General features: G+C 41.2%; 10 protein-coding genes. 7 read left to right on the plus strand and 3 right to left on the minus strand.

Annotated elements, in window-relative coordinates:
• Positions 1-23 precede the first annotated feature (23 nt).
• Positions 24-1,691 (plus strand): formate--tetrahydrofolate ligase, encoded by a 1,668-nt coding sequence (locus DFR63_RS02125; protein ID WP_115884097.1) that lies wholly within the window; start codon positions 24-26, stop codon positions 1,689-1,691.
• 162 nt (positions 1,692-1,853) lie between these two features.
• On the opposite strand, the gene DFR63_RS02130 is transcribed toward DFR63_RS02125, so the two are convergent.
• A complete protein-coding gene (locus DFR63_RS02130) occupies positions 1,854-4,394 on the minus strand; it encodes a transglycosylase domain-containing protein (protein ID WP_115884098.1) in 2,541 nt (846 codons plus the stop codon).
• Between the two features lie 425 nt (positions 4,395-4,819).
• On the opposite strand from DFR63_RS02130, the gene tyrS reads away from it, so the two are divergent.
• The gene (gene tyrS, locus DFR63_RS02135; RefSeq protein WP_115884719.1) at positions 4,820-6,082 is read left to right on the plus strand and encodes a tyrosine--tRNA ligase; all 1,263 of its coding nucleotides are present in this window, start codon (positions 4,820-4,822) and stop codon (positions 6,080-6,082) included.
• A gap of 157 nt (positions 6,083-6,239) precedes the next feature.
• Here the strand turns inward: tyrS and DFR63_RS02140 are convergent, their stop codons facing one another.
• Positions 6,240-7,568: a YjiH family protein gene (locus DFR63_RS02140; protein WP_115884099.1), complete on the minus strand. Its 1,329-nt coding sequence runs from the start codon at positions 7,566-7,568 to the stop codon at positions 6,240-6,242.
• A 148-nt stretch (positions 7,569-7,716) separates the two neighbouring features.
• Between DFR63_RS02140 and DFR63_RS02145 the strand changes: the two genes are divergently transcribed.
• Positions 7,717-8,664: a dipeptidase gene (locus DFR63_RS02145; RefSeq protein WP_115884100.1), complete on the plus strand. Its 948-nt coding sequence runs from the start codon at positions 7,717-7,719 to the stop codon at positions 8,662-8,664.
• 40 nt (positions 8,665-8,704) lie between these two features.
• Here DFR63_RS02145 and DFR63_RS02150 read toward each other — a convergent pair whose 3' ends face one another.
• Positions 8,705-9,196, minus strand: a complete 492-nt coding sequence (locus DFR63_RS02150; RefSeq protein ID WP_147302191.1) for a hypothetical protein — start codon at positions 9,194-9,196, stop codon at positions 8,705-8,707.
• Between the two features lie 115 nt (positions 9,197-9,311).
• Between DFR63_RS02150 and DFR63_RS02155 the strand changes: the two genes are divergently transcribed.
• From DFR63_RS02155 to DFR63_RS02170, 4 genes are all read left to right on the plus strand, one after another.
• Positions 9,312-10,454, plus strand: a complete 1,143-nt coding sequence (locus tag DFR63_RS02155; RefSeq protein ID WP_115884102.1) for an MFS transporter — start codon at positions 9,312-9,314, stop codon at positions 10,452-10,454.
• Between the two features lie 60 nt (positions 10,455-10,514).
• Positions 10,515-10,784: a hypothetical protein gene (locus tag DFR63_RS02160; RefSeq protein ID WP_115884103.1), complete on the plus strand. Its 270-nt coding sequence runs from the start codon at positions 10,515-10,517 to the stop codon at positions 10,782-10,784.
• 132 nt (positions 10,785-10,916) lie between these two features.
• Positions 10,917-12,122, plus strand: coding sequence for a DUF418 domain-containing protein (locus DFR63_RS02165; protein ID WP_115884104.1), 1,206 nt, complete (start codon positions 10,917-10,919; stop codon positions 12,120-12,122).
• An 11-nt stretch (positions 12,123-12,133) separates the two neighbouring features.
• On the plus strand, positions 12,134-12,808 hold the full coding sequence (locus DFR63_RS02170; protein ID WP_115884105.1) for a response regulator transcription factor: 675 nt from the start codon (positions 12,134-12,136) through the stop codon (positions 12,806-12,808).
• Positions 12,809-12,810 lie beyond the last annotated feature (2 nt).

The following is a 12,810-nucleotide window of genomic DNA, read 5'->3' on the forward strand; positions in this document are numbered from 1 at the left end:
AATTATACTTAGGAGCTGAGAAGATGGCACATTTGACTGACCAAGAAATTGCGTCAAAAGCCTCAATACAACCAATTCAGGAAATTGCTGAAAAAGCAGGAATTCCTGAAGACGCATTAGAAATGTATGGTAAATATAAGGCAAAAGTAGACATCAACCAACTGGAAGGAAACAAGGAAGATTCTAAGATAGTTCTTGTATCCGCGATGAACCCGACACCTGCAGGTGAAGGTAAATCAACAGTAACTGTAGGATTAAGTGATGCTTTTAATAAAATCGGTAAAAAGGTAATGGTTGCTTTACGCGAACCTTCCCTCGGACCTGTAATGGGTGTTAAGGGCGGAGCAACAGGCGGAGGCCATGCACAAGTATTGCCGATGGAAGAAATCAACTTACACTTTAACGGTGATCTACACGCAATTACTGCAGCAAATAACGCACTGAGTGCATTTATTGATAACCATATTCACCAGGGCAATGCATTAAACGTTGATCCGCGCCGTGTAACCTGGAAGCGTGTTATCGACATGAATGACCGTGCGCTTCGTCAAGTTGTTGTCGGTTTGGGCGGACCTACTAGAGGGGTTCCGCGCGAAGATGGATTTGATATTACAGTTGCAAGTGAAATCATGGCTGTCTTATGTTTATCAAACGACATCATCGATCTTAAAGAAAAATTAGCTAAAATTGTATTCGGTTATACTTACGACAAAAAACCAGTAACAGTTGGAGAGCTTGAAGTTGAAGGTGCTTTGGCACTTCTTCTTAAAGAAGCGATTAAACCTAACCTGGTACAGACTATGGAAGGCACGCCTGCCTTAATTCACGGCGGTCCATTCGCTAACATCGCTCACGGCTGTAACTCAATTATTGCAACAAACACAGCAAGACAGCTTGCTGATATCGTTGTAACAGAGTGCGGATTCGGTTCTGACCTCGGCGGTGAGAAATTCATGGATATTAAAGCACGCATGGGCGGCTTTAAGCCGGATGCTATCGTTTTAGTTGCAACAATCCGTGCACTTAAGATGAACGGCGGCGTCGCTAAAGCTGACTTAGGCGAAGCTAATGTTGACGCACTTAAAGAGGGTGTTGTGAACTTAGGTAAACACATCGAAAACGCTCGTAAATTCGGCGTTGAGCCTGTAATTGCTTTAAACGACTTTGTAACTGACACTGATGAAGAAAGAAACTTCGTTCTTGGCTGGTGTAAAGAACAGGGCGTACGCGTTGCCTTAACACAAGTATGGGAAAAAGGCGGAGAAGGCGGCGTTGACTTAGCTAACGAAGTATTAGCAGCAGTTGAAGCTGGAAACGACTTCCACCACCTGTATGAAGATGAACTGCCAATCGCTGACAAGATTGAAAAAATTGTAACAGAAGTATACGGCGGAGACGGTGTTATCTTAACGGATAAAGCTAAAAAACAAATTGCTGATATCGAAGCTAACGGCTGGGGCAACTTCCCGGTATGTATGGCTAAGACTCAGTACTCTTTATCAGACGACCCTAAAAAACTTGGACGTCCGACAGGTTTCAATGTAACTGTCCGTGAAGTTATCGCCAAAGCAGGTGCAGGATTTGTTGTAGCACTGACAGGTGATATCATGACTATGCCTGGACTTCCTAAAGTACCATCAGCTGTGAAGATGGACGTAAATGCTGACGGATCTTCAACTGGATTATTCTAAAACGGAATTAAAATGATAAAAGCCCAAAATCTTCGGATTTTGGGTTTTTTTGTGTTTGGTTTTGGGATGTTAGATGTTTGAATGACAACGCCGCTCAAATCTCAACTAAAACACCCCTCTGCACAAAAAAACACCTCCACAAGTGGAGGTGTTCCTGGTAAATTAATCATCGTCATCGTCATCGTCATCGTCGTCATCAGATGAGGAACTCGAACGACTTGAGCTGCTCGATGATCTGCCGCCGACTGTATATCTGTCGTCATAAGTCCGAGTGACACGTCCTCTTAAGTCACTGTTAGAAAGACTGCTGTCAATCGAACTGCCCATACGGGACTGGATTGCAGGGTCGCTTAGCGAACTCTTATCTGAGAACTGTGTATCTTCTGCGATTAATCCCTTAATAGCTCTGTCCATGCTGCTTGAGCAGTCATCTTCAAGTTCCATACTCAAGGCACAGAATTTTTCTTCTCTGACTGAGGAAGGCTGCTGGAATTCTTCGTATGCACCAAGCTGTTCCGGTGCAACATTTGTTAAGGCCTGTGCCATATTTCTCCAGTTATACAGATGGTAATATTGTTCAGCATCTGTGCTGGAAACTTGAGGAATATTCCGGTCATAGCCCATCCAGATACCAAGTGTTACTTTCGGGTTAAATCCAATCATCCATGAATCGACGAATTGTTCAGATGTACCGGTTTTCGCTGACCAGTCATATACATTCTGCACAGATTCATAATAATCTTTAATGTGATAAACAGAACCGCTAACAAATGATTCTTTAAGCATATCAGCCATTAAGAATGATGTTGAATCTTTGAATACTCTTGTCGGATCCTGCTGCTGTTCGTAGATGACTTCACCGCTCGGATTAGTAATGGATTCAATCATGTAGCTCTCCGTCATTTCACCTTCGTTGCCAAAGATAGAAAATGCATCGACGTTTTCTACAACTGATATATTATTAGTACCCAGCGGCAGTGAAGTCGTGCTGAGCAGTTCATCAGACACGTTCAGATTCATCTGTTCTAAATACTGTCCCGGATTATGATTTTGAACCTCGGACCATAAGCGGAGCGTACTTAAGTTGTACGAGTTGCTGAGCGCGTGTTTTGCTGATACGAGACCATATTCTTCAGTAGAATAGTTTTTTGGTTCATAGCCGTTAAAATTGAACTCTTTATCGAGCAGTACGGTGTCCGGAACAATCAGCCCCTGATCGATAGCGGGAGCATAAGTGCTCAGCGGTTTCATAGTTGAACCTGCCTGGCGTTCTGTCTGAGTTGCATGGTTGATTTCAGATTCTTCGTAATCACGTCCGCCGATAAAACCGAGTATTTTTCCGGTAGCATTGTCTTTTAAGACCATGCCGACTTCGTGGTCCAGCATCACTTCTTCTTCGCCTTCAGTTGCGTTCAGTGCATCAAGACTGCTGCGCTCTCCGTAATAGCTGAAGCTGTTAGCTTTCGTTTCCTGCATCGTGTCGTAAATTGTCTTGTCGATTGTTGTTTCAATCTGGTAACCTTCATTACGCATTGCTTCGTTCGCTTTCTGCGTATATTCCTGATTGATTAACGGTGTTGAATCGACATCTTCACGGCTGATGCCTTCTTCTTCTGCGAGAATATATTTAATAATCTCGACACCGCGGCGTTCTACTTCATCTGTTAAGAACGGATAATTCTGATTTGGTACGACAACACTTGAAGCCATATTTTCATATATATCAAACGAGAGTGCCTGATCGTATTCTTCCTGTGTAATCGCGCCTTCAGTCAGCATTCTTGAAAGTACAAATTCCTGGCGGTTTTTACCTGCTGCAAGTAATTCTTCTTCTTTCATAGATCCGTCCTGGTTAAATGGTGTATATGCGTAAGGGTTTTGAGGCAGTCCTGCTAAAAATGCACTTTCAGCAATGTTCAGTTCTGCTGCAGGCTTGCCGAAAACACCCTGTGCGGCAGATTCAATACCTGCGATATTTTGTCCGTTGGCATTACGGCCAAACGATACTGCGTTTAAGTATGCTTCCATAATTTCTTCTTTGGACATTATATTTTCTACCCGGAATGCAAGCAGTAATTCTGCTGCTTTACGGTCGAATGTCGGATCGTTGGTCAGCATCTGATTTTTAACCAGCTGCTGTGTAATCGTACTTCCGCCCGAACTTTCTTCGCCGCCTGCAACCTGCTGCAGTGATGCGCGGAGAAATGCTTTAGGTACGACACCGTTATGTTCGTAAAAGTGTTCATCCTCAGTAGAAATTAATGCATTTGTGACGTTCTCAGAGATGTCATCATAATCGACGGTTTCCCGAATCAGGTCGGATCTCAAGGTTCCGAGCTCTTCGCCGGAGCCGAATGTTACAGTCGTACTTTCAGTCATTTCGGTAAGGTCAGTTAAAATTTCTTCTTCAGCCAGCACATCTTCATCCGAGACGAGTGCTGCGAAGTAGCCGAGACCGATGCTGAAAAGGAATATTCCGAGCAGGGTGAATGCTAATAGTAAAAATAAAACTACATTCCATATAGTGTCATATGCTGTAAAAAATGACACCCTGAGCGGGGAACCTGCTTTTTTAAAGCGGGCGACTGTATTATGATACTTGTCCTTCGCAGTTGCTCCATGAACTTTGTCTTTCTTTTTGTCAGGATCTTTACGCGAGAACATCTTTTTTATATTATCAATAAAGTCATTTTTCTTTTCCATGCCTACCTCCTGTTAAAAAGATTATATCATATGTTCTTCTTACACTCATAGTGATAAAAGCCCGTGTAAACATATTGTAAATCAACCCTGTAATAGTATCTCAAAACTGTTGAATGTCAAATGAAAAGTACGCAAAAAGGAATGCAAACTTGACTTTTAATTATACTGCTAATATAATTAGATAAAATTTAATGAATAATTTGAACGATGAGAGAAGTAGTATTTTTATTTAATTCAGAGAGCCGGCGGGTGGTGTGAGCCGGTGATGATAATTTTACGAATACACTCATTGTAAAAGTTCAAATCGTAATAGAAAACGTAAATTCTAATTTAGAGATAAATTGTTTGGTGGTACCGTGTAAAGCACCCATACTGTATAAGTATGGGTGCTTTTTTTATTCATTAAAATAACATTATTGGAGGAAATTATGACTACATTATTGGAAGATTTGCAATACCGCGGCATTGTATATCAGATGACTGACGAAGAAGAAATTAATGACATGCTCGAACAGGAGAGAATTTCCCTGTACTGCGGGGCGGATCCGACAGCGGACAGCCTGCATATCGGTCACTTAGTACCGTTTTTAACATTGCGCAGATTCCAGCAGTACGGTCATCGTCCGGTAGTTTTAATCGGCGGCGGAACAGGAATGATTGGCGACCCTTCATTTAAAGCAGATGAGCGTAAATTGCTGACAGAAGACGAAGTGGATGCGAACGTCGAAGCGATTAAACGCCAGATGGAAAACATTTTTGATTTCAGCGATGAGAATGCGGCAGTACTTGTTAATAATAAAGACTGGCTCAAAGATATCAGCCTGATTTCATTTTTACGCGATTACGGCAAGCATGTCGGCTTGAACTACATGCTGTCAAAAGATGCGATTCAATCCCGTCTTGAAACAGGAATTTCTTACACTGAATTTACGTACACTATTTTACAGGCAATCGATTACGGGCATCTAAATAAAAATTTCGATGTTAGAATTCAAATCGGCGGATCTGACCAGTGGGGGAATATTACAAGCGGCCTTGAGTTAATGCGCAGAATGTACGGTACAACAAACGCTGAAGGTTTAACAATTCCGCTGATCACAAAAGCGGACGGCAAGAAATTCGGCAAGACTGAATCAGGCAATATCTGGCTCGACAGAAAACGTACTTCACCTTATGAGTTCTACCAGTTCTGGCTGAATCAGAGTGATGAAGATGTTATCAAGTTCCTTAAATTATTTACTTTCGTTGAACATGAAGAAATTGAAGAGCTTGCCGTTTCAGTTGAAGAAGAGCCGCATTTAAGAAAAGCCCAGAAGCGCCTTGCAGATGAAATCACTGAATTCATCCACGGCAGCGAAGGACTGGAAGAAGCTAAAAAAGTAACGGAAGCTTTATTCAGCGGTGACATTAAATCACTTGATGCCGCACAGATCAAAGATGCATTGAAAGATGCACCGTCAGCAGAAGTTGATGCCGAAGATAATACTCTTGTCAACGTGCTTGTCAACGCACAAGTTTCCCCGTCAAGACGCCAGGCAAGGGAAGATATTACGAATGGCGCGATTTATATCAATGGCGAGAGAATGCAGGACGTTAATCACGAAATTACTGAAGAAGATAAAATTAACGGTGACTTCACGGTCTTCCGCCGCGGCAAGAAAAAATACACTATCGTTAATTATAAATAGGTTAATAACTCAGCAGCAGAATTAATAAGATTCTGCTGCTGAGTTTTGATTTTGAACAGGGGAGGCTGCCGGGTATATATGATATCCCGTTATGTCAGTGCCGGCAGCCCATTTTAGAACACATAAAAAAAGTTCAGCAGACGCTGAACTTTTTTTATTAGAAAATAATATGTGCTGCAACGATAACAATCGGTAAAGTAATTGCAGTTCTGATTAAGAAAATAACAAATAGTTTTCCGAGTCCTAAAGGAATTTTCGAACCGAGTATTACGCCTCCGACTTCGGATAAGTAAATGAGCTGAGTAATACTCATTGCTCCGACGATAAAGCGCGTCATTTCACTTTGAACACTTTCAATTAAAATGGCCGGCAGAAACATATCTGTAAAACCGATAAATATAGTTTCACTCATTGCCTGTGCTTCAGGAATGCCAACGAGTTCGAGCAGCGGCACGAACGGTGCTCCGATCCAGGAGAATATTGGTGTATACTCTGCAAGTATTGTCCCGAGCGTACCGATAGCCATAACAATTGGGAGAACACCGAACCATGTATCAAATACTGTTTTGATGCCTTCCTTAATCAACGGAAGGGGACCGGGCGATGCTCCTGCTTTGTCCATCGCTTTTTTATAGCCCCATGACAAAGGATTATGGCTGTCCGGAACTGTCTCTTCGAGGACCGAACTTTCGTTGTAATAAGTATCTTCAATTCTGGATAAGGGCGGAATGCGCGGCATGATAAGTGCTGCGATAACACCGCTGAGTATAATCGTTATGTAAAAAGGACCGAACATATGCAATAATCCGATTAAGTCCAGAATAACGATTGTAAATGTAATCGATACTACCGAGAAAGTTGATGCAATAACACTGGCTTCGCGTTTCGAGTAATACCCATCTTCGTACTGTTTACTTGTTAAAATAACACCGACAGTTCCATCGCCGACCCATGATGCAAGATTATCGACAGTTGAGCGTCCCGGCAGAGTGAAGAGCGGACGCATGACTTTAGCAAATAGTGTACCGATAAACTCCAGCAGGCCGTAATTCAGAAGAAGCGGCAGGAAGAACCCGGCAATAATGAAGACCGTGAACAATGTAGGCAGCAGATCCTTTAAAATCATTCCGCCGGTATTTTCTGAAATAATCATTTCAGAGCCGACCTGTATATAAGCAAGCACAGCGAAAACGGCGCCGATTGTTCTGAGAATTACCCAGAAGTTCGTTGTGTTAAATACGTCATGCATAAATCCGGATCCGGATTTAATAATCCAGCTGTATATAATACTGAGCAGTGCAGACAAGACGATTGCTGCCACCGTTAAAAGTATTATCGTATCAAGTGTGATAAAATTTATGATAGCATCTGCGAGAAAAGCAACGGGAACCGTAGTTTCACCATCGATCTTCAGCGGTACCAGGAACATAAAGATACCGATGACAGAAGGAATGAAGAACTTTAAAAATGTAGTAAAACGCGACATAGCATACCCTCTTTTTATTAGTAATTTAAGTAATTTCATTTATATACTAAATAATTATACAATAAGGTGAATAATAGTAAAGAAGAAAACGTTTTCATATGTATTTAATTCTATTATAATGGATATAGAAAGAAAAGGGGAGATAATTATGAATATTATTGATACACATTGTGATGCACTTTTGAAATTACAGAGCGATGCAAGGGCAACTCACGGATATTTTCAAAAGAATCGCCAGCTTAATTATTTAAATTCAGACGAACTCGATACGAATATGGAGCGGAGAATTAAAGGGCAGGTGAAAGTACAGTTTTACGCAATATTCATTTCACCTGGTATACCGGATAATGAAAAATGGCAGCATGCTCTCGAACAAATCGATGCGTTTTACGAAGAAGTGCTGACGGTGGAAAATATGGTGCATATTAAAAAGTTATCAGAGATTGAAAATTTAAAGGAAAATGAATACGGCGCAGTGCTGACACTGGAAGGCTCTGATGCTTTCGGTAATGATTTAATGAAACTGCGCACCTTATTCAGATTGGGCGTTCTGTCAGTGGGGCTTGTATGGAACAACGGCAACCTGGTTGCAGACGGCGTAGGAGAAACACGCGGCACCGGTTTAAGTGAATTCGGTTTTAAAGTTGTGGAAGAATGCAACCGGCACAACGTCTTAATCGATGTCAGTCATTTGAATGTTCACGGTTTTGAAGATGTAATTGAACATGGAAAATATGTATTTGCGAGCCACTCCAATGCATGGAGTATTCATAACCATCCGAGGAACCTGCATGATGAGCAGATTATTAAGCTTATTAAAAAAGGCGGCATGATTAATATCGTTTTCTGTCCGCCTTTTATCGGAGAAGGAAAAGTGACTCTGGAAGATCTGTTAAGACATGTCGATAAAATTATCGAGCTCGGCGGAGAAGAAAATATTGGTCTCGGTTCTGATTTTGATGGTATCACTGAATTTGTAGAAGGCTTGGAAGATGCTTCTGAATACGGTAATTTAATAGGAGCTTTACGTTCAAAATACGGCGAGGAATTTACAGAAAGAATCGCTTCACGAAACTTTGTAGAACGTTTTTGTTAAGAAAGAGCGCAGATTATTTAATCTGCGCTCTTTCTGCGTACTATTCTTCCTCATTTTCTCCAATGAGTTCATGGACTTTAGTTCTCGCTGACTGCATATCCTCTTCCTGCCTGCTTATTTTATCCATTTCTTCATTTAATGTGGCGTCAATAGAATCGTCGACGAGCGGATTGACAAAAAAGAATTCTTCATTAAAGCTCGAGTATAATCCCATTAGATCTTCAACCTCATTTAAATAATCAATCATCGCTTCCTGGACTTCAATATGATTTTTATCACTGAGCGTATAATTGGAAACTGTTTGGCGGAAGTCATCAATACTTGGAATGATATTTTCATTTATACTTTTCAAGGCCTTTTCCCGGTTCGAATCACTGCTGATATTTTGTGCTGTTTCATCGAGCATCGTACTCAGCTCACTGTCATTACGTTCAAAAGCACCAAGCATCTGTGTATAGTTTTCTCTAGATTCACTGCTGCACGAACCGAGGAACAGTACGAAAAAGGGAACTAAAAACATTATTTTCCTCATATTTACACCTCATAAATTAGTTAAACACAAAAAGACATTTGAAACGTTTATACTTTATTGTATAATAATCAGGTTGCCTTTTTAAACTATATTATATTAAATGTGAGGAAAACATATGAATAAAAAATTAATCGTTACTTTTACAGTAGGAATATTCCTGCTAGGAATGATGGAACTAATCGTTTCCGGAATTCTGGAGCTGATGAGTGATGACCTCGGCATCAGCCACGCTTTAACAGGTCAGCTGATTACCGTCTATGCAGTCAGCTTTGCTTTGTTTGGGCCGCTGTTAATACGCCTGACTGAGAACATATCACCGAAAATTGTCGTGCTGCTTTCATTGGCAGTATTCATTGTAGGTAATATTGTGTTCGGTCTGGCTGACTCATTTTTAACATTATCACTCGGCCGTGTGATTACAGCCATGGCTGCTGCAGTATTTATCGTTAAAATACTTGATATGACAGTCATGCTGTCAGAGCCGCATATCCGCGGAAAAATGCTTGCACTTGTCTACATGGGATTCAGTGCGGCAAACGTGTTCGGTATACCGATCGGCACGATTATCGGTGCGCAGTTCGGCTGGAGAGTTATCTTCGGCATCGTTATAATGCTCGCCATCTTAGTCGGACTCGGCGTGCTGTTTTTCGTCCGTCCGGAAGCTCTCGCTGATGACACTCCTGCAGGTGTGCAGAAGAGCAGAATTAAATCTAAAAAGAATGTGGCGCTGTATATTACAGTGACACTTGCGGTTTTAATCGGAAACTATATTATTCTCGGCTATATTTCGCCGCTTATGACGTCACACGGATTTACTCTTGAAAATGTTTCATTCGCTCTGTTAATTACCGGTATCGGCGGTATGACAGGAACATATCTCGGCGGTAACTTAATCGATAAAATCGGTCCGAAGAAAACTGTGATAACTATGATGTCTCTCTTCCTTCTTAGTCTCGCAGTAATGCCGTTTCTATACGGCACGCCGGTCCTGTTCTATATCAATATGTTTGCCTGGAGTCTTTTCCAGTGGGCGACATCACCTGCGGTACAAGGCGGGCTTGTTGAAAATGTTGAAGGTTCAAGCTCGAACGTGTTCAGCTGGAATATGTCGGCACTTAACCTTGGAATCGGTGTCGGTGCTGTAATCGGAGGGCTGTTTATCAGCAACTTCGACATCAGCTACGGTCCGTGGCTTGGATTTGTTATTGTACTTTGCGGACTGATTGCTGCAACACAAATTAAACCGCAGACTGTGTAAATTCTTGAATAATAAAGTAAATCCATTATAATTAAATAACGATAAGAGGGAGCGGTTAATGTGTTAATGCGTTTAGTTATGATAGTTTTAGCCAGCGTCGCATCGATTTTTGTTATTAATTATACAGGGATTTATATACTGGATTATACATGGCAGAACATACTGTATGGTGCACTGATCATTATCGGCATCATGATTTTATATAAAATACTGATTAAGTTTTTAAAACTGTTTTTATTTGTAGTAATAGTGGTACCGGTGTTCGGTATTTGTTTCTATTATATATATTCATACATTACAGGTGAGCCGCCAGCATTTATGCAGTTCTGATACGGTGCCCGGAAATCTTAATTAAGATTTCCGGGTTTTTTTGCGGCCGTTCTTATATTTTGCCTTCTAATACGGCATCTGTTTTAATTTTTTCTTGTTACAAGTATACTTACTGTAAATGGAGGGTGAAATATGGGGGACAATAATCCGATAGAGTTTAACAAAAGAATTTTTGAAATTGACGGCATCCGCGGATTTGCGCTGCTCGGCATACTGATGATGAATATTATGTCGTTTGCGGGCCCGGATATTGATGACAGTTTTTCAGGAACACGAAGTGAGATTTATACCGGTTTCTGGAATGAATTATCACTGTTTTTTATTAATACGTTCGTCACGGCTAATTTCTACACAATGTTTTCATTTTTATTCGGTCTTGGTTTTTACATATTTTTATCGCGTGCTGAAAAGAAAAAGCAGTCGACTTCAGCATTGTTTTTAAGAAGAATCGGCTTGCTTTTAATTTTTGGTCTGCTGCATGGAATTCTATTATGGTACGGAGATATTTTATGGACGTATGCAATTACAGGCTTATTCCTGCTTTTGTTTTATAAATTCAAGCCGAAAGTGAATTTAATTATTGCAGTAAGCCTGCTCGTTATTATGACAATTATGATTATTTTAAGTGGTGTAGCGGCCTATATGATGGAGATGTACAATTCAGGCACAGGCCTTGAGACGGAAGGTTTTGTCTTTTCACTGCACATGACAGAGACAATTTTAAACGGCTCCTACGGCGACCTCGTCAGAATGAATGTAATAATTCTCGGCTTATCCGCTGCCGGTGCGATTTTTGTAATTCCAAATGTACTGGCAATGTTTTTACTTGGTCTGTATGCGGGACAGAAAGGTTATTTTAATAACTTGCGCAAGTCTCTCGGACTATTAAAAAAAGTTGCAGTTATCGGCATTGGCATCGGCTTACCGGTGAAAATATTTACAGGCTATTTAACAACGTATCAGTCACACGATGATGTATTTGTTCAGCTGGCCCAGCTGTCCAGCACCATCGGCGGACCGCTCATGTCACTCGGCTACATTGCGGCACTTGCATTAATTTTACTGAAGCTGCCGAAACTGGTCAGTCTGCTCCAGCCGATTGGCCAGATGGCGCTGACGAACTATATCGGCCAGACTGTTATTATGCTTGTAATATTTTATGTGTTCGGGCTGTTTAACAGCGTTAATGCTGTATGGTTTATACCGATTGCAATTGGGGTCTTTATCCTGCAGCTGCTACTGAGCCATTTCTGGATGAAGTACTTCAGCTACGGTCCGCTCGAATGGCTCTGGCGCAGCTTTACCTATTTAAAAATAATGCCTCTTAGAAAACGGTAAGGAGTTTTTAAATGAAATTACTTATAATTGAAGACGATCCGGTACTGATGGATGAACTGGCAGCGCGTTTTAAAGAGTGGGATATTGACGCCTGCGGCGTGAGGGATTTTAATGATGTGATGAACGATTTTATCCGGTATAATCCGGAACTCGTTATCGTTGATATTACACTGCCGAAGTACGACGGATTCTACTGGTGCCGCATGATCAGGAATGTCTCCAGCGTCCCGATTATCTTTCTCTCTTCAAGAGATCACCCGGCAGACATGGTGATGAGCATGCAGATGGGGGCGGACGATTACGTGCAGAAGCCGTTTAACTTTGAAGTGTTGAATGCGAAAGTACAGGCGCTCTTAAGGAGAACGTATGAATATCAGCATAAGGAAATTGATATATTTAAATTCAGAGATGGGGTATTCGATTTTAAAAAACTGACGGTCACAGTAAATAATGAAACTTTGGAACTGACAAAAAATGAATCCTATATTTTGTCGATTTTATCGCAAAATACCGGGGATACGGTATCACGTAAAGAAATTATCGAGTCGCTGTGGGAAGATTCAAAGTTTATCAGTGATAATACGCTGACAGTCAATGTCAACAGACTGCGTAAAAAACTCGAATCCGTCGGTCTGTCGGATGCGATACTGACAAAAACCGGCATCGGTTATATTTTAAAGGAGTAGAT

The organism is Jeotgalicoccus halotolerans, assembly GCF_003387165.1.
GTDB classification, from domain to species: Bacteria; Bacillota; Bacilli; order Staphylococcales; family Salinicoccaceae; genus Jeotgalicoccus; species Jeotgalicoccus halotolerans.

Excerpts from the sequence above, each read along its gene's own strand:
- DFR63_RS02170 (WP_115884105.1), top strand. The coding sequence starts at position 12,134 with ATGAAATTACTTATAATTGAAGACGATCCGGTACTGATGGATGAACTG.
- DFR63_RS02130 (WP_115884098.1), bottom strand. The coding sequence starts at position 4,394 with ATGGAAAAGAAAAATGACTTTATTGATAATATAAAAAAGATGTTCTCG.
- DFR63_RS02125 (WP_115884097.1), top strand. The coding sequence starts at position 24 with ATGGCACATTTGACTGACCAAGAAATTGCGTCAAAAGCCTCAATACAA.
- DFR63_RS02165 (WP_115884104.1), top strand. The coding sequence starts at position 10,917 with ATGGGGGACAATAATCCGATAGAGTTTAACAAAAGAATTTTTGAAATT.
- DFR63_RS02155 (WP_115884102.1), top strand. The coding sequence starts at position 9,312 with ATGAATAAAAAATTAATCGTTACTTTTACAGTAGGAATATTCCTGCTA.
- DFR63_RS02150 (WP_147302191.1), bottom strand. The coding sequence starts at position 9,196 with ATGAGGAAAATAATGTTTTTAGTTCCCTTTTTCGTACTGTTCCTCGGT.
- DFR63_RS02145 (WP_115884100.1), top strand. The coding sequence starts at position 7,717 with ATGAATATTATTGATACACATTGTGATGCACTTTTGAAATTACAGAGC.
- DFR63_RS02140 (WP_115884099.1), bottom strand. The coding sequence starts at position 7,568 with ATGTCGCGTTTTACTACATTTTTAAAGTTCTTCATTCCTTCTGTCATC.